The sequence below is a fragment of the Comamonas testosteroni genome, from assembly GCF_014076415.1.
Classification (GTDB): domain Bacteria; phylum Pseudomonadota; class Gammaproteobacteria; order Burkholderiales; family Burkholderiaceae_C; genus Comamonas; species Comamonas testosteroni_F.
The window spans coordinates 3,397,459-3,413,275 of the sequence record NZ_CP043568.1; the positions used below are offsets into that span (position 1 = coordinate 3,397,459).

The window sequence follows — 15,817 nt, forward strand, 5'->3', positions numbered from 1 at the left end:
GACTCATGGCTACAAAGAAAAAATCCGGTGCGGGAGCTGATGAACAAGGCCTACGTTTGGTCGTCGTTGGACGCGGAGAGACGCGTGGCCGTCGGCCTCATCTGCTCAGACTGCGTGAATCGCTATACCAAGAATTGAAAACGGTTGCGGATGGGCAGACGTACTTGCTCATTGAGATTGCTATGCGCCGCTTAATCAATGAGCTCAAGGCACGTCCGGTCAATCCCGTTGAGATAGTGCAAGCACAGGATCTCGACGCAACGCAGCTCGATGAACACTTGCTTGAGCAGTTTTCATCTCCAGCTGCAGCAGCTTCCCGCAGAGCGCCCTCAAGAGTTGCAAAGAAAGATCCACAGTAGAAGGGCTTGAGCTTCCTGGCACCTTCACCGCCCTGCCCATCTTTTCGTCACCGACACATCAAAGCGTTGAAGTCATGAAACCCACAAAAAAATCCACTCCTCTGGCGGCAATCCCTGAATTGCAGGTCCTCGTCACGGTCCGCGCGGCAGCAGCGCAGACAGGACTGACTGAAAAAGCAATTCGACGCAAGATCGAATCTGGAGTCTGGCTTGCAACTGTCGAGTTCAGCCGTGCGCCAAATGGTCAAATTTTCATTGATCTGCAAGCTGTTGCGCGCTGGCAGCGCGGCCTGCGTCGCTTTTGAGATTTTCTCGATTTTTTAGACAATCTGATATCAACAAATATCATTAGATTTCAGGAGTGCAAAGCATGGCGACAGCAGTGAAAAAAGTGAAGGCAATCCCAGGCGTCGAAGTACGCGACGCATCGATACGCATCCGTATAAACATGCGAGGCACAAGCGTCATCCAACGACTGAATGCGCCGGACGGCAGCGCTCTACTCCCCACTCTGCAGAACGTGATGTACGCAACCCAGCTTGTCACAAAAATCAAGGCCGACATCAGACTTGGAACGTACGAACACGAGAACTATTTCGCAACCGAAAATTTGACTTCGGAAACGAAGCCTATACCGACTCTCATCGAGCAAATTGATCATTGGTTCAACACGCTAGATCTCGCAAAGTCGACAATGCGCGGCTACGCTGTTTGCTGCAATTTCTGGCGCCGTACAACAATTGAAGTCACAGTCGGTAGAGGGAAGAAAGCTCGCGTCGAAGAAGTGAAGATCGCAGACATTCCGCTCGACAAGTTGACGCTGTCACATCTGCAACTGGCGCGCAAAAAAGCTTCAGCGCTAAGCGGCAAAACGTTCAACAACTACCTGAGTGCTGTCAGCTCGGCGCTCGCGCTGGCAGTGCAGGATGGAATTCTCACTGAAGCCGTTTCTACAGCTCGTGCGCATAAAAAGTGGCAGAAAAAGCAAGCCGATCCGTTCTCTCTGAATGAGATCAACAGTATCGTTTCGTACATGCGCGAACGATACGACGAACGCATTGCGAATCTCGTTGAATTTTGGTCCCTCACAGGCCTGCGCTCTTCTGAGTTGTACGGACTGCGCTGGGGCTCAGTGGATTTCAATAGAGCTGAAATCAAGGTCCACGAAGCGCTGGTTTTTGGTGAGCACAAAGCGAGCACAAAAACGGACTCATCGAGAATGGTGCTGCTGACCAAGCGAGCCATCGAGCTACTGAGGCTCCAAAAGAAGTTCACGTTTATGGGAGGCAACGATGCGTTCGTTTTCACGAACCCTTACGACGATCTTCCATGGCACTCAGAAAAGTCGATAAGAAACAAATACTGGATACCGACACTTCGCGCATTAGGTATCCGCTACCGCCGACCATACAACATGCGTCACACAAACGCGACGATGCGCCTAATGGCAGGTCAAAAAATTGGCTACGCTGCAGGACAGATGGGGCACAGCATTGAGATGTTCACGCGCACGTATGCGCGCTGGCTTAACGGTGAGCAAGATCGAGTAGAACTCGAAAAGTTTGAGTTGCTAACAGAAGCGCAGCATGGTCAGCAGCAAGCTGCAGCGTACGTTCGACATGTACGCGGTATAGCAGGGCAGCAATCGCCGCGCACCTGACACGCATCGCAGAGACAAAAAAGCCGCTCATCGAGCGGCTTTTTCCATGAGGTTCTGAGCGGCCGTGATAGGCATCAGTTGTAAGCGTAGAAAATGTGTCGTGACACGCTCTTCTGCGCACGCCCCCTAATCATAGCGCTCAACTTTAAATCAGACAAATTTGCCCAAAATTTTGCCCAGCGAACCACTCAGCACAGATAACCATTTGATTAAATTGAGAAAGTCTGGAGCGGGTGATGGGAATCGAACCCACGTTATTTGCTTGGGAAGCAAGAGTCCTACCATTGAACGACGCCCGCGTCTGCGACGAAGCCACGACTGCAGCTGTCTTTGACAGGCTCACAGTTCCAGGCTGTGAGCTTGGGCTATCGTACATCAAGGCTGTGCAGCCTCCGTTCAAAATCGGAGCATTTTGGCAATTTTTTGCCTCGGAGTTTTCCCGAAAGCCGGGTTTTGAGGGCAAGCCTTTCTTCCTCTTTGTTAGGGACACTCAGGTCACGACTGCCTAGCCTCAAATCACATGGGTAAAATTGTGCGGGATCAAAGAGCCTGCATTCAACTGCTGCTCCAAGCGTCGAGCAGAGTCCCGGCCCTGGAGCGCTCAAGGCTCGATACGAGCAAGCAGGTTTTTCTCTCGTTTTGCGCTTGACCAAGATCTTCAATAATTTCTGTAAATACTGGCCAAGTACTGACCGTCCCAGCCAAACCATGCCACTTTGCCTTTGCGATTTTGCCCTGACCGTTGACCGCGCCGACCTGTCTGAATTGCAGGCGGCCAAGCAATGGAAGATGGCCCATGGAGCAGTGGCATGACAGAGCAACAGCTATACGACCTGGCTCCTGCACTGGAGCTGATGGCTTTTGGTCTGGCGCTGGCCCTGGGACCTTTATGCTGGGTCTGGTGGCGCAATCGCGGCACAGGTTCCGGCAGGCGCCTTCAGGCGCTATGCGTGCTGACATTGTTCTTGACCTTCGATCTGGTTCTATTCGGCGCCTTCACACGTCTGACAGACTCGGGCCTGGGCTGCCCTGACTGGCCTGGCTGCTATGGCACGGCCAGCCCTATCGCAGCGCATGCCCAAATCTCCGAAGCGCAAGCTGCCATGCCGACCGGCCCGGTCACCCATGGCAAGGCCTGGGTGGAAATGATTCACCGCTATCTGGCGACCACGGTCGGCGTGCTCATCATTGCAATGACAGTCATGAGCTGGAAGCAGGCACGTGCAGCCAGGCTAACGGGCCAACACGCCTGTTTCAGAGGCGCTGCCAACCCCTGCTGGCCGACTCTGGCTCTGGTATGGGTCTGCATACAAGGCGCTTTCGGAGCGCTGACAGTCACCATGAAATTGTTTCCAGCCATCGTCACGCTGCACCTGCTGGGCGGTACCGGCTTGCTGGCATTGCTGGCCATTCCTGCAGCGGGCCTGAGCCAGCAGCAAGCTGGCCGCTCTCCGGCCCTGATCGCCAGACGCTTGCGCATCGTGCTGTGGCTTTGCCTGGCGCTGCTCATCGTCCAGGTCAGCCTGGGCGGCTGGGTCAGCACCAATTACGCCGTGCTGGCCTGCACGACCTTCCCTGGCTGTCAGGGTAGCTGGTGGCCTGCCATGAATTTTGCCGAAGCGCTGCAGATCTGGCGCCCTCTGGGCATGCTCAAGGACGGCAGCCACATCAGCTTCGAAGCGCTGACCGCCATTCACTACACCCACCGTCTGGCGGCCTATGTGGTGGTTCTGGCACTGGCTGGTCTGTGGTGGGCATTGCGCCATGCTCCTGCACTGGCCAAGCAGCGCCGGCTGCTGGGATTTTTTGCGGTGCTGCAAGTTCTGACGGGTCTGTCCAACGTGGTCTTGGACTGGCCCCTGGTTGCGGCCGTGCTTCACACCGGTGGAGCCGCGGCCCTGGTAACGATTGTGGTCTGGAGTCTGGCCGTGACGCGCGCAAATGCCGTCGCCGCCCCCGGGCCCGAAATGGCGCGCCGCCCAGCCTGAGGCATAGCGTAAAAGAGTGATTGCATGAGTCAAAGTGAAGCCTTGTTGAATAACACCTCGCGAATCAGCCAGTTCTATGCACTGACCAAGCCGCGCGTGGTGCAGCTCATCGTGTTCTGCGCCCTGATCGGCATGGTGCTGGCCGTTCCCGGCTGGCCCACGGCCAATCAGTGGGTGCATATGGGCGTTGCCTGCGTCGGCATCTGGCTGGTAGCGGCTGCAGCAGCGGCCTTCAACTGCCTGGTGGAGCGTCATATCGACGCCAAGATGAAGCGCACATCCTGGCGCCCCACGGCGCGCGGCGAACTCTCCAGTCAGCAGGCTCTGGCCTTCTCGGCCATTCTCTGCATGATTGGCGCCACGATCTTGCTGGTCTGGACCAATGCGCTGACGATGTGGCTGACACTCGCCACCTTTGTCGGCTATGCGGTGATCTACACCGTGGTTCTCAAGCCCGCCACGCCACAGAACATCGTCATCGGCGGAGCCTCTGGCGCCATGCCGCCCGTGCTGGGCTGGGCCGCCATGACAGGCAATGTTGGCCCCGAGGCGCTGATTCTGTTCCTCATCATCTTCCTCTGGACTCCGCCCCACTTCTGGGCCTTAGCCCTGTACCGCGTGGAGGACTACCGCCAATCCGGCCTGCCCATGCTGCCCGTGACCCATGGCAGCGAATACACGCGCCTGCAGATTCTGCTCTACACCGTTGTGCTGTTTGCGGCCGGTCTGCTGCCCTTCATGTACGGCATGAGCAGCTGGCTGTATCTGTTCGCAGCTGTCGTTCTGGGTGCAGGCTTCATCGCCTATGCCGTGGCCCTGTACCGTAATTACTCGGACGAGCTGTCGCGCCGCACCTTCCGTTTTTCACTGCTTCACCTGAGCCTGCTGTTTCTCGCCCTGCTCGTGGATCACTACCTGTTCATGGCCTGATCTTTCAAGCCCTGCCATTGCAAAAGCCCGGCTCGCCGGGCTTTTCTACGTCCGTCGGGAAGTGATCTTCCCGCGCTTTCCGAGTCTAGGTTTGAGTGCGGATTCAATGGGCCTTGTGCAGCCCTGCCAAACCCTGAGCTCCGAGTCCAGGGCGCAACGTACCGCCGACGGCTCAACGGCGGCTTGGCCGGACACCCACTCTGATCACCCCGATCACCAAAAAAGGCCAACCCCGATTACAGGGCTGGCCTTGAGCCTGCATCCGGCAGACCTAATCAAGCGCCCATTTACAGACCCTTGAGCAGCTTGCCGTTCACTTCCTTGCCGTACATGGAGTATTTGCCATGGTGCTTTTCAGCCGTGGCCTGCAGATTGCCGTTGAAGCGCGGATCCTGGCCACGCTCCTGGCTGTTGATGAAGGTTGCCACATCCCAGGCTTCCTGATCGCTCAGCGTTGCATTGCCGTAGGGCATGTTGTTCTTGATGAAGTTGGCCGCCTTGTCGATGTCATGCATGCCGGCACCCCAGTTATAGGAGTCCTTGCCCCACAGCGGCGGGAACACGGCCACATCGCCGACAAACTGGCCCTTGCCGTCTGCAGCGTGGCATAGCGCGCACTTGGCTTCATAAACCTTGGCACCGGCTTCATAGGTGGGAGTCTCTTCGGGCTTGCCCGCCTTCTTGAAACCTGCACCGGGCAGCTTCTCGCCCGTGGGGGCCTTCTGTGCCATCCAGTAGGCATAGGACTCCAGCGCCACCAGAATGTCATGACCGTCGTCCGGTGCCTTGCCGTTCATGGAGTACATGAAGCAGCCGCGCACGCGCTCGGCAAAAGTGTCCACATGGTCGGTCTTCTTGCGATAGGCCGGGTACATGGGGTAGGCCCCCCACATGGGGGCTGCGCCCTTCAAACGACCAGCGTCGAGGTGGCAATTGGTGCAGCTCAGCGGATTGCCCGAGAAGCCTACGGCATTGACCGGCGTGCGTGTGAAGATCGCTTCGCCACGGCGCACCCAATCGCCCATGGGGCCTTCCGGGTAGTCGCTGACGCCGGGAGGTGTGAATTCGCCGGGCTTGACAGCCACAGTCACGGCCTTGGCGTCTGCGGCAGGCGCAGCCACCTTGGCCGGTTCTGCGGCCTTCTTGGGGCTGCTGATGCTCATGCCATACCAGAGCGCGCCGCCCAGACCTGCGAACAGGCAGGCCACCACGGCGTATTCAGCGAGATTGGAGCTTTTGGAAGCAGTTTGTTGTTTGTCCGACATTGTCAACTCCCGAACTCTTAAGGCTTGGCGGTTGCTGCTGCAGCAGCGGGGTTGTGCAGGCGCTGGTAGTACGCTGCAACGGCCTTGACGTCATCGGCCGTGAGCTTCTTGGCCACAGCCCCCATCAGACCCAGTGGGCCGGCCTCGCGCTGCCCCTTGTTCCAGGCATCGATCTGACTTTGCATATAGTCGGCTGTCAGATGGCCGATGGCTGGAAAGTCCTTGCCCACGCCTACTCCGCCTGGGCCATGGCACTGCGCACAGGCAGGAATGCCGTCGGCCCAGCGGCCGCGCTCGACCAGCCAGGCACCGCCATCGTCGCTCTTGCCGGGCAAGGCACCGCGCACGCTCTTGATAGGCAGTTGCAGGCTGGCGTAATAGACGGCCACATCGGCGCGCTCCTGCTCGCTCAAGGCCTTGGCCATGGGAGCCATGACAGCGGACTGACGGGCACCAGCCGCCAGCTGGCTCAACTGACGCTCCAGGTAACCGGCGTGCTGGCCCGCCAGTGCGGGGAAGCCAGGCTGGCCCTCGCCCTTGGCACCATGGCAGGTGACGCAGGCAGCCGCACCGCCGGCCGAGCCGGACTGAGCGATCTTTGCACCGGCAGCGGCATTGCCGTTCAATGCAGCCTTGGCGGCAGCAGGTTCTTGTGCCCAGGCGCTGGTCGCCATCAGCATGGAAATGCCGACAGCCACCCACGACCGGGGCAGAGTCTTTGTGTTCAAGCGATTCATCTTGGGAATGGAGGTTTAAGCGGCTCAGATCTGCCGCACATCAGGCGTGTGCTGAACGCCGACGTCTGACCTGGAATGTCACGAGCCAAAGCAGCCCAATGACAGCAAGCACATTGCCCGAAGATACTTATAGAAGATTAAGAGCCAATTAATGCTGCAAACAATCGGCTCCCCAGAGGCGACTAATCAGGCTGCGCAGCACAGGACTTCACCGGCAGGCATAAGCGCACCACCAGCCCTGTCGCCGCTTCTGGCGCCAGGCCGTTGTGCACCTGCTCGAATGCGTGGCCCTTATGCTGCTGCCACCGGGCCAAGGGCAGCAGCTCCAGCTCACCGTCGCTGCACTGTGCAATGCGCTGCACAATCGCCAGCCCCAGACCGCTGCCATGGGCCTGATGCTGTTTGCGCCAGAAGCGCTGGGTCGCAACGGCACAGTCCTCGCTGCTCAGCCCGGGCCCATGGTCAATCACCGTGAACTCCACATAACCGGCAGGATTGACAGGCATCGCCTGCGGCTTGTCGCCGCCGACCTGCGCCAGCTGCGGAATGTGGCGCAGGCCGAGCTGCACCGCAGAGTCGCCCGGCTCGCCACTTGCCTGCTGCCCATAGCGCAAGGCGTTTTCCATCAGATTGCGCAATGCCGACACCAGCAGGGGCTGAGGCACTGCTACACGCAAGTCCTGCAGCCTGGCGTCATTCAGGGCTTGCTGAGGCAACCAGCGCAGGCGCAGCGAGCCTGACGGAATGGCCGTGGCGGCCAATCCCCAGGCTTTTTCCAGAGCCTCCCAGGCACAGGCGGGCTCGCTACCGCAGGCCATGGCACGAGAACCTCCTGCATCTTCGTTCACCGGCTGACAATCCAGCCTGGCCAAGAGCAGCAATTGTTCCAGCGTGTGCTGCAAATGCTCCACGCCCTCCCCCGCCTGCTCCAGCGCCTGCCGGGTCATCTGCCACTGCGCGGTTTCCGAAATCGGCCTGGGCGCGGCATTGTCTTTGCCGGCGCCGGGCTGATCCCTCAAAGCCACCATCTGATACCCCGCATTGGCCACCGCCATCTGCGCTACCTGCACATGGGTTTTGACGGCAGTCAGCGGAGTGCGCAGCTCATGGGCGGCATCGTCGCTCCAGCGACGTTCGCGCTCAATGGCTCTGTGCACGCGCTGCAGCAGGTGATTGATGGTCTGCACCAGTGGCGCCAGCTCCTTGACCTGCCGGCCTTGCGCCACGGGCGAATCATCTCCGGGCGGACGCTCGCTCAACTCCTGGCGCAGCGACTCAAGGGGGTGCAGGCCGCGTGTCACCCCCCACCACATCAACACCATGCTGGCCAGCAGCGCCAGCACAAAGGGCAGGATGATGGTGTAGGCGAAACCATGGATCAGTCCCTCGCGCACATCGATGCGGTCGGCCGTGGCAATGCGTACGCCATGCTCCTCAAGCACATAGGTACGCCAGGGCTTGCCGCCTTTGGTGATGCTCGAGAAGCCCAGCGGCAGCGGCCCCTGGAAGCTGGGCGCACCCGCAGTGCGAGCCAGCACCTGAGAATCGGCAGGCTCGGTAGCCCGCTCGGAAGCCGCATCTGCGGAATCAACGGCGCGACCGGTCTTTGCGGTTTTGGTGCGCGGTGCATCCAGCGGAGATGCCGGAATCAGTGCCGGGCGAGCCGCCTTGTCGCTCGCCTCGTCCGACACAGCATTTGCATCCGGATCCACACCATCATGTGTAGGTGCGGTATGCACTTCGCTGCGAATCATGCTGACCTCGCAAGCCACTCCATCACGTGCCACCACATTGAGCATGGGACCCCAGTCCTCGGGACTGGTGTTGTGCGGCTTGAACTGGTGGACAATGCCCGCCACCATGCGGGCCGATGCAATCAGTCGGTCGTCGAGCACGGAACGCAGCTCATGCCTCATGCCGGCAAACATCCAGGCGGCCACACCGCCCCACAGAGTGCACAGCGCCAGACACAGCCAGACCAGCAAACGGACCCGCAGGCTGCGCATCAGCAACTGCCTCCCTGCACCCGCCCTAATCTGAAACCCACACCACGCACGGTCTCCACCATGTCCGAGCCCAGTTTGCGACGCAGATGGTGCACATGTACATTGACCGCGTTGCTCTCCACATCAAGGCTGTAGCCATAGAGGCTGTCGCGCAGTTGCTCCAGGCTCAGCACTCGCCCCGGCGACTGCAGCAGCGCGCGCAGCAACGCCCATTCACGACGCGACAGGTCCACGATGCTGCCCTCCCGTATGGCCTGGCCGGCGGCCAGATCCACTTTGACATCACCCAACGCAATCCAGTCCACGGTACGCCCCGCCGCCCGTCGCAGCAGCGCGTGCAGTCGCGCCGCCAGCTCGTGCAGATCGAAGGGCTTGACCAGATAGTCGTCAGCACCGGTCTGCAGGCCTTCGATGCGCTGGTCCACTGCATCACGTGCGGTCAGCACCAGCACCGGCAGCTCCAGCCCCTGACTGCGCCACCGTGCCAGCAGATGCAGACCGTCCTCATCGGGCAGACCCAGATCCAGCACACACACATCGAAGTGGGAGGATTTGAGCGCCGCATCAGCCTGGCTGGCGCAACCCACCACGTCCACGCCAAAGCCCTGTAGCTGCAGGCCCGCCTTCACCCCGCTGGCGACCAAAGCGTTATCTTCCACTAACAGCACATGCATTTTTTCACTGCGCAACCGCCACCCGCACCATCACATCCAGAGATGTGAGTACCCGTTACGCACCTTGTTTATCCGAATCGGCCGAGCATCGCAGATTTATCTTTTCGCAGCGTTAACCCCTGCTTAATCCCTTGCATCCAAGATGCGGGGCTGCCTCATCCAAGACACTCAGCCACCACCATTCATGTCTCTTCGCTCTGCCGCAGCCCTAGTTTTGCTTTCAGTCCTGCTGACGGGGATGACTGCCTGGGCACAGCCGCTGAACCTGCCCAGCCTGAGTGCCGCCAAGCCCGCTGCGCAACCCGAAGTCCTGACTGCCGAACAGGCTTTCGAGCTGGTCCACGCCGAGCAAAGCGCCATCAAGACAGAGGCTGATGGCCGCCGCCTGCTGGAGCTGCGCTGGAACATTGCTCCAGGCCACTATCTCTACCGCGACCAATTGCGCCTGCTCGATGCTCAAGGTCAGCCAATACCACTGCAGATTCCTGAAGGTCGGACCCTGAGCGATGCCTTTTTTGGCCATGTACAGGTCTTTCACCGGGAGTTGCGCATTCAGGCTGCACTGCCTGAACAGTCGACGCGATGGCCGCTGGAGCTGCAATGGCAGGGCTGTGCCGAGATAGGCATCTGCTACCCGGTACAGCAGCAGAGCATCAGCGCCGCTCAAGCAGGCATGGACAGGAATGCGGATGCCCGGGCTCCAGCCCTGAGCGAAGGCAATACCGAAGCAGCTCAACCCGGCTTTTTGCAGGCACTGGCCTTGCCCGCCAGTGTGCGGATAGGCCCTCTCGCTCTGCCAACAATGGCTCTTGCCGCATTTCTGGCATTGCTTGCCAGCCAGTGGTGGGCGCGACTCAGGCAGCGGCAAAGCAATCAGCCTGTAGAGACTCTGCTGCTTCACGCCACGCTTGCTGGACTGGTGGCGGCGCGCGCGGCATACGTCGTGCAATGGTGGCCCGAGTACTGGGCGCCCGTGAGCGCATCTCCCGCAAGCGTGTTGCAGATTCTGGATATTCGCGACGGTGGCTGGAACCTCTGGGCCGGACTGCTGGTAGCGGCTGTCTGGGCAGCCTGGAGCTGCCGCAGCAATGCACTCCTGACACGTGGCGTGTTGCAGTCCCTGGGCGTGGGTGCCTTCATCCTGATGGCAGCTTACACACTGCGAAATTGGGTTGAGCCTCCAGAGTCTTCACTCCCCTCCTTGACGCTGGTCAGCGCTGCCGCTCAGCCCAGGGATCTGCGCAGCTACGGTGGTCAACCGCTGGTCATCAACCTCTGGGCCAGTTGGTGCCCGCCCTGCAAGCGCGAGATGCCGGTACTGGCCCAAGCGCAAAAAGACCATCCAGGCGTGCGTTTCATCTGGATCAACCAGGGTGAAGACGCTGCTGAAGTGCTGCGCTATTTGCAGTCCATGCCTCTTCCCCCAGCCCAGGTGCTCCTGGACCCTGAGCAGCTCGCCGGTCAGCACTGGCAGCAACGCGCCCTGCCATCCACCTATTTCTATGACGCGAACGGACGCCTGCGGTCCACTCGTACGGGGGAGCTCTCCCGCGCCAGTCTGAGCGAGCAGTTGCGCATCATTGCGCCTCCAACACAGGCCCCATGACTCAAGATGGACAAAGGTTTATCGTGCCACGTTTACAGCTCCTGTCACGCCAATTGGCGGCGCTGACGCTCCCCATCCTCGCTGCAGCCGCAGCCACCGTGGTGGCCGTGGCCTATACCCGCGACGTGATTGCCGCCAGCAGCGCTGCAGCAAGCAGTGCGGCAAGCTGCGACCTGCCTTCTGCACAGTTTCTCGCCGAGCAAGGCCTGCAGATCGTGGGCCCCATGCAAAGCTCCGGCGGCCTCAAGGCCTGGGCCGCCTACCGCGACCAGCAGCCCATCCCCATCTATCGCATGCCTGACGGCAAGCACTGGGTGATTGGCACCGTCATTGATGCCCAGGGCAAGGATGTCAACGCCAAAGCCTTGCACAATGCCGTGCAAAAGCCCATGGGTCAGGGGTTCTGGGCCGATCTGGAGCGTACACACTGGATTGGCGACGGCAGGCCCGATGCCGCCCGCATCGCCTATGTGTTCACCGACCCCAACTGCCCCTATTGCAACCAGCTCTGGCGCGATGCCAGGCCACTGGTGCAAGCCGGCCAGTTGCAGTTGCGCCATATTCTGGTGGGCATGCTGCGCCCCAGCAGCGAAGGCAAGGCCGCCGCCATTCTGGCCTCCAAGGCACCCGAGCAAGCTCTTGCCAGCCACGCCATGGCCTATGCCGACGCTCATGGCAAGAATCCCGATGCCCTGGGTATCGCACCGCTGCAGCGCATCCCCCTGTCGGCCCGCGATGCACTGGCCAGCAACGCCGCACTGATGAGCAGTGCAGGCCTAGGTGCCACACCCGCGACGATCTGGAAGAATGCCCAGGGACTGGTGCAGATCCGCACCGGCATGCCACCCGGGCTGCTGGACGAGTTGATGGACAAAGCTCCCGCCAAGTCGCCCGCACGTTAGGATTCAGGCCGCCGTATAGCCCTTACACAGAATCTGCAAGCAGCTACCATTGCAATAGCAAATCTGCCCCAACACCATGAGCCGACCTGACTGGAACACCCTGCTGCCCGCCCTGCGCCCCGGCACACGCATCGTGCTGCACGCCCCCAGCACGCAAGCGCTGCTGCGCGCACGCGGCAACTTCAAGAACCTGAAAACTGCCAACCCCGAGTTGGAGGTCTGGATTGTCGTCAACGCCCAGGCCGTGCAAGCCGTGCTGGACCAGCCCGACGATATGGGCCCGGCTCTGGCAAATGTGCTGCTGTGCCCCAACACACTCAGGAACGCCGGCATCAGCGCACCGGACAATATTCAGGTGCTGCCCATGGGCGCCGTCGAAGCCATCGCCCGCATGCAGCAGGATGGCTGGACCTATATCCGCAGCTGAGCAGACAGCGTTTTCGACACTCCAGAGCTGCGCGCACCCCAACCCCTGGCTAAAGGCCCCAGTCCTTGAGCGCAGGCAACGCCAGCTGGGTTGCGGCATAGCCCTCATCGATGGACTCGCGCCCACGGTAGAAATCCATCAGCCCGACATGCGAGAGACGCGGAGCAATCAGCACCTCGGCCGGGTCACCTGCCATGCGGCTGCGGGTGATGCGCATCTGCATGATGTTGACACTGGCCATGACCACATTGACCAACGAGGGCACAGGCACAGAAGCATCGTCCTCGGCATCTCCCTCCCCCTTGCGGCCCCTGCGCATGACGGATGAGGACAATGTCTTCACGCTCGTCATGCTGCGCTTCCATGCGCCCGTCCAGCCGAGCGGTGAGCCATTCGCCGCCAGAGCTTCGGGAATCTGGCCCAGCGGTACCGGAGGCTCCTCCTCTTCCAGATGCAACTGCGAGACCCTGAGCTCGCGGGCATGCAGGTTGAGCTCGCTTTCGCTCATGTCCACGGGCTTTATATGCCTGCGCATGATGTCGGCATTCAGATCGACGGCGATGACGATGTCAGCACCCATGGCGCGCGCCAAAGACACCGGCACCGGGTTGACCAGACCGCCATCGACCAGCAGCCGCCCCTCCCGCATCACGGGAGTAAACAGGCCGGGCAAGGCGATGGACGCGCGCACGGCCTCGGCAATCGAGCCCTTGCGCAGCCAGACCTCGGCTCCTGTCTGCAGATCGGTGGCAACGCAGCCGAACGGCGTTCCCAGTTGCTCCACGGTTTCCTGGACGAAATTCTCGCGCCAGAACTCGATGATCTTCTCGCCCTTGAGCAATCCGCCGCCCAGATTGAAGTCCATGAAGCCGAAGACCTTGCGCTTGCCCAGGCCCAGTACCCAGCTCTCGAAGGCATCCATTTCGCCGGCCGCGTAGGTTGCACCGACCAATGAGCCAATGGAGGTGCCGCAGATGATGTCGGGGCTGACACCGGCCTCGCGCAGCGCGCGCAGCACGCCAAAATGCGCCCAGCCTCTTGCAGAGCCGCTGCCCAGGGCCAGCCCCACCACGGGTTTGCGTCGCAATTTGTTCATGTGGCCTTCCTTGCTGCTTCTACAGTCGACTCAACCGGGCTGCTCGCCCCTCAGCAGTGCCAGCATGCCAGCTTCATCCAGCACGGGCACGCCCAACTCCTCGGCCTTGGCCAACTTGCTGCCCGCCTCCGCCCCTGCGACCACATAGCTGGTCTTTTTGCTGACCGAACCCGAAACCTTGGCACCCGCCGCCTCCAGCATATCCTTGGCGGTATCGCGGCCCAGCGTGGGCAAGGTGCCGGTCAGCACCACGGTCAGGCCAGCCAGAATCTGAGGCGCCTTCTCGGCCGGCTCACCTTCCTCCCAGTGCACACCGCAGGCGCGCAACTGCTCCACCACCTCGCGGTTATGGGGTTGAGCAAAAAAGGTGTGAATGCTGTCGGCCACCACTGGCCCGACATCCTTGACCTGCAGCAACTCTTCCACGCTGGCGTCCATGATGGCGTCAAGCTTGCCGAAATGCTTGACCAGATCCCTGGCCGTGGATTCGCCTACATTGCGAATGCCCAGACCAAACAAAAAGCGCTGCAGCGTGGTGCTTTTGGATTTCTCCAGGGCAGCCAGCACGTTCTGGGCCGATTTCTCGGCCATGCGATCCAGCGCTGCCAGCGAGCTCAGGCCCAGCCTGTAGAGGTCAGGCAACACGCGCACCACCTGGGCATCCACGAGCTGATCGACCAGCTTGTCGCCCAGACCTTCGATGTCCATGGCTCGGCGGTGTGCAAAGTGCAAGATTGCTTCCTTGCGCTGCGCGCCACAGAACAGGCCGCCCGTGCAGCGGTGATTGGCCTCGCCTTTTTCACGCACCACCTCGCTGCCGCAGATGGGGCAGGTCTTGGGCATACGGAAGTTGGGCACATAAACAGGCCGCTCGCCCGGCACCCGGCCCACCACCTCGGGGATCACGTCGCCCGCGCGGCGCACTATGACCTGATCGCCCACGCGCACGCCCTTCTTGCGGATGTCGAACAGATTGGACAGCGTGGCATTGGTCACCACCACACCACCCACTTGCACAGGAGCCAGGCGCGCCACAGGCGTCAGCTTGCCCGTGCGCCCCACCTGCACGTCGATGGCTTCCATCAGCGTGGACATCTCCTGCGCCGGATACTTGTGCGCCACGGCCCAGCGAGGCTCGCGCGACTTGAAGCCCAGCTGACGCTGCAGGGCCAGGCTGTTGACCTTGTAGACCACGCCGTCGATTTCATAGGGCAGATTGGCACGCTCGGCACCGATGCGCTCGTGAAACGCGACCAGTTCAGAAGCGCCCAGCGCAATACTGACTTGCGGTGCAACCGGAAAGCCCCAGGATTTCAGCGTCTGCAGCATGGCGTAATGCGTGCGGAAGTCCGGCCCGCCCTGCTCCGGCGGTGTGATCTCGCCCAGACCGTAGGCAAAGAACGACAGCGGACGCTGGGCCGCGATATTCGAATCAAGCTGACGGACCGATCCGGCTGCCGCATTGCGCGGGTTGGCAAAGGTCTTGGCGCCGGCGGCCAGCTGCCGTGCGTTGAGCTTGTCAAGATCGGCCTTGGCCATATGCACCTCGCCACGCACCTCCACCACGGGCGGCACATCGCGGCCTGCGGACAGGGACAGTGGAATCTGGCGAATGGTACGGATGTTGTGCGTGACGTCTTCCCCCACCTCGCCATCGCCGCGCGTGGTGGCCTGCACCAGACGGCCGTTTTCATAGCGCAGATTCATGGCCAGGCCATCGAACTTGGGCTCGGCCACATATTCAATGGCAGCAGCGGACTCATCCAGCCCCAGCTCCTTGCGCACACGCTGGTCGAAGGCAATGGCACCCGTGGCCTCGTTATCGGTCTCTGTCTGGATGCTCAGCATGGGAACGGCATGGCGAACCGGAGTCAAACCGTCCAGCACCGCACCGATCACGCGCTGCGTGGGCGAATCCGGAGTGATGAGAGCCGGGTAAGCCCCCTCCAGTGCTTCGAGTTGCTGATAGACGCGGTCATATTCCCCGTCTGGCACCGTGGGCGCATCAAGCACATAGTACTCATGTGCCCATTGATGGAGTTGGGCGCGCAATGCCGCGACCTTGCTCGTCACGCTTTCAGGCACCCCTGCATTGATAGCTGCCGACGGCTTCTGGCTCTGTGGTTCAGCGGAAAAAAGGTCTAAATTCTCGGTCATGCTCTGCCCG

15 protein-coding genes and 1 tRNA gene are annotated in these 15,817 nt (G+C 60.8%); 8 read left to right on the forward strand and 8 right to left on the reverse strand.

Going from position 1 to position 15,817, the window contains the following annotated elements; all coding sequences use genetic code 11:
- Window positions 1–5 precede the first annotated feature (5 nt).
- The 3 genes from F0P97_RS15595 to F0P97_RS15605 all read left to right on the forward strand — a co-directional run bounded on the left by F0P97_RS15595 (window position 6) and on the right by F0P97_RS15605 (window position 2,019).
- Complete coding sequence (locus tag F0P97_RS15595) at window positions 6–359, forward strand: hypothetical protein (RefSeq protein ID WP_150106953.1); 354 nt, start codon at window positions 6–8, stop codon at window positions 357–359.
- Window positions 360–433: 74 nt separating this feature from the next.
- Window positions 434–664 (forward strand): hypothetical protein, encoded by a 231-nt coding sequence (locus tag F0P97_RS15600; RefSeq protein ID WP_080553877.1) that lies wholly within the window; start codon window positions 434–436, stop codon window positions 662–664.
- Between the two features lie 65 nt (window positions 665–729).
- Window positions 730–2,019 carry a tyrosine-type recombinase/integrase gene (locus tag F0P97_RS15605; RefSeq protein WP_182283024.1) on the forward strand — a complete coding sequence of 430 codons (1,290 nt, stop codon included), beginning with the start codon at window positions 730–732 and terminating at the stop codon, window positions 2,017–2,019.
- A gap of 225 nt (window positions 2,020–2,244) precedes the next feature.
- On the opposite strand, the gene F0P97_RS15610 is transcribed toward F0P97_RS15605, so the two are convergent.
- Together F0P97_RS15610 and F0P97_RS15615 are read right to left on the reverse strand one after the other, a co-directional pair.
- Window positions 2,245–2,318: transfer RNA gene (locus F0P97_RS15610), tRNA-Gly, on the reverse strand.
- Window positions 2,319–2,574: 256 nt separating this feature from the next.
- A complete protein-coding gene (locus tag F0P97_RS15615; RefSeq protein ID WP_182283025.1) occupies window positions 2,575–2,817 on the reverse strand; it encodes a hypothetical protein in 243 nt (80 codons plus the stop codon).
- Between the two features lie 11 nt (window positions 2,818–2,828).
- Here F0P97_RS15615 and F0P97_RS15620 point away from each other — a divergent pair, with 11 nt between their 5' ends.
- The gene (locus F0P97_RS15620; protein WP_182283026.1) at window positions 2,829–4,007 is read left to right on the forward strand and encodes a COX15/CtaA family protein; all 1,179 of its coding nucleotides are present in this window, start codon (window positions 2,829–2,831) and stop codon (window positions 4,005–4,007) included.
- 24 nt (window positions 4,008–4,031) lie between these two features.
- Window positions 4,032–4,937, forward strand: coding sequence for a heme o synthase (cyoE, locus tag F0P97_RS15625; RefSeq protein WP_182283027.1), 906 nt, complete (start codon window positions 4,032–4,034; stop codon window positions 4,935–4,937).
- A gap of 287 nt (window positions 4,938–5,224) precedes the next feature.
- Here the strand turns inward: cyoE and F0P97_RS15630 are convergent, their stop codons facing one another.
- The 4 genes from F0P97_RS15630 to F0P97_RS15645 form a co-directional block, all read right to left on the reverse strand.
- On the reverse strand, window positions 5,225–6,202 hold the full coding sequence (locus tag F0P97_RS15630; protein WP_182283028.1) for a c-type cytochrome: 978 nt from the start codon (window positions 6,200–6,202) through the stop codon (window positions 5,225–5,227).
- Window positions 6,203–6,219: 17 nt separating this feature from the next.
- Window positions 6,220–6,939, reverse strand: coding sequence for a c-type cytochrome (locus tag F0P97_RS15635; protein ID WP_182283029.1), 720 nt, complete (start codon window positions 6,937–6,939; stop codon window positions 6,220–6,222).
- Window positions 6,940–7,121: 182 nt separating this feature from the next.
- Window positions 7,122–8,945 carry an ATP-binding protein gene (locus F0P97_RS15640; protein ID WP_182283030.1) on the reverse strand — a complete coding sequence of 608 codons (1,824 nt, stop codon included), beginning with the start codon at window positions 8,943–8,945 and terminating at the stop codon, window positions 7,122–7,124.
- Window positions 8,945–9,619: a response regulator gene (locus F0P97_RS15645; protein WP_182283031.1), complete on the reverse strand. Its 675-nt coding sequence runs from the start codon at window positions 9,617–9,619 to the stop codon at window positions 8,945–8,947. Before F0P97_RS15645 ends, F0P97_RS15640 begins: the two co-directional genes overlap by 1 nt.
- Window positions 9,620–9,857: 238 nt before the next feature.
- Here F0P97_RS15645 and F0P97_RS15650 point away from each other — a divergent pair, with 238 nt between their 5' ends.
- The 3 genes from F0P97_RS15650 (at window position 9,858) to F0P97_RS15660 (ending at window position 12,554) form a co-directional block, all read left to right on the forward strand.
- Entirely contained in the window at window positions 9,858–11,225 is a 1,368-nt protein-coding gene (locus tag F0P97_RS15650; RefSeq protein WP_182283032.1) for a prolipoprotein diacylglyceryl transferase family protein, read from the forward strand.
- A gap of 23 nt (window positions 11,226–11,248) precedes the next feature.
- Window positions 11,249–12,127, forward strand: coding sequence for a thiol:disulfide interchange protein DsbG (dsbG, locus tag F0P97_RS15655; protein WP_182283033.1), 879 nt, complete (start codon window positions 11,249–11,251; stop codon window positions 12,125–12,127).
- A 76-nt stretch (window positions 12,128–12,203) separates the two neighbouring features.
- Window positions 12,204–12,554 (forward strand): hypothetical protein, encoded by a 351-nt coding sequence (locus tag F0P97_RS15660; RefSeq protein ID WP_182283034.1) that lies wholly within the window; start codon window positions 12,204–12,206, stop codon window positions 12,552–12,554.
- 49 nt (window positions 12,555–12,603) lie between these two features.
- Here the strand turns inward: F0P97_RS15660 and F0P97_RS15665 are convergent, their stop codons facing one another.
- Window positions 12,604–13,650, reverse strand: coding sequence for a patatin-like phospholipase family protein (locus F0P97_RS15665; RefSeq protein WP_182283035.1), 1,047 nt, complete (start codon window positions 13,648–13,650; stop codon window positions 12,604–12,606).
- A 30-nt stretch (window positions 13,651–13,680) separates the two neighbouring features.
- Entirely contained in the window at window positions 13,681–15,807 is a 2,127-nt protein-coding gene (gene ligA / locus F0P97_RS15670; RefSeq protein ID WP_182283036.1) for an NAD-dependent DNA ligase LigA, read from the reverse strand.
- Window positions 15,808–15,817: the final 10 nt, after the last annotated feature.

Coding starts and splice junctions, on each gene's coding strand:
- F0P97_RS15595 (WP_150106953.1), top strand. CDS start 6: ATGGCTACAAAGAAAAAATCCGGTGCGGGAGCTGATGAACAAGGCCTA.
- F0P97_RS15600 (WP_080553877.1), top strand. CDS start 434: ATGAAACCCACAAAAAAATCCACTCCTCTGGCGGCAATCCCTGAATTG.
- F0P97_RS15605 (WP_182283024.1), top strand. CDS start 730: ATGGCGACAGCAGTGAAAAAAGTGAAGGCAATCCCAGGCGTCGAAGTA.
- F0P97_RS15615 (WP_182283025.1), bottom strand. CDS start 2,817: ATGGGCCATCTTCCATTGCTTGGCCGCCTGCAATTCAGACAGGTCGGC.
- F0P97_RS15620 (WP_182283026.1), top strand. CDS start 2,829: ATGACAGAGCAACAGCTATACGACCTGGCTCCTGCACTGGAGCTGATG.
- cyoE (WP_182283027.1), top strand. CDS start 4,032: ATGAGTCAAAGTGAAGCCTTGTTGAATAACACCTCGCGAATCAGCCAG.
- F0P97_RS15630 (WP_182283028.1), bottom strand. CDS start 6,202: ATGTCGGACAAACAACAAACTGCTTCCAAAAGCTCCAATCTCGCTGAA.
- F0P97_RS15635 (WP_182283029.1), bottom strand. CDS start 6,939: ATGAATCGCTTGAACACAAAGACTCTGCCCCGGTCGTGGGTGGCTGTC.
- F0P97_RS15640 (WP_182283030.1), bottom strand. CDS start 8,945: ATGCGCAGCCTGCGGGTCCGTTTGCTGGTCTGGCTGTGTCTGGCGCTG.
- F0P97_RS15645 (WP_182283031.1), bottom strand. CDS start 9,619: ATGCATGTGCTGTTAGTGGAAGATAACGCTTTGGTCGCCAGCGGGGTG.
- F0P97_RS15650 (WP_182283032.1), top strand. CDS start 9,858: ATGACTGCCTGGGCACAGCCGCTGAACCTGCCCAGCCTGAGTGCCGCC.
- F0P97_RS15660 (WP_182283034.1), top strand. CDS start 12,204: ATGAGCCGACCTGACTGGAACACCCTGCTGCCCGCCCTGCGCCCCGGC.
- F0P97_RS15665 (WP_182283035.1), bottom strand. CDS start 13,650: ATGAACAAATTGCGACGCAAACCCGTGGTGGGGCTGGCCCTGGGCAGC.
- ligA (WP_182283036.1), bottom strand. CDS start 15,807: ATGACCGAGAATTTAGACCTTTTTTCCGCTGAACCACAGAGCCAGAAG.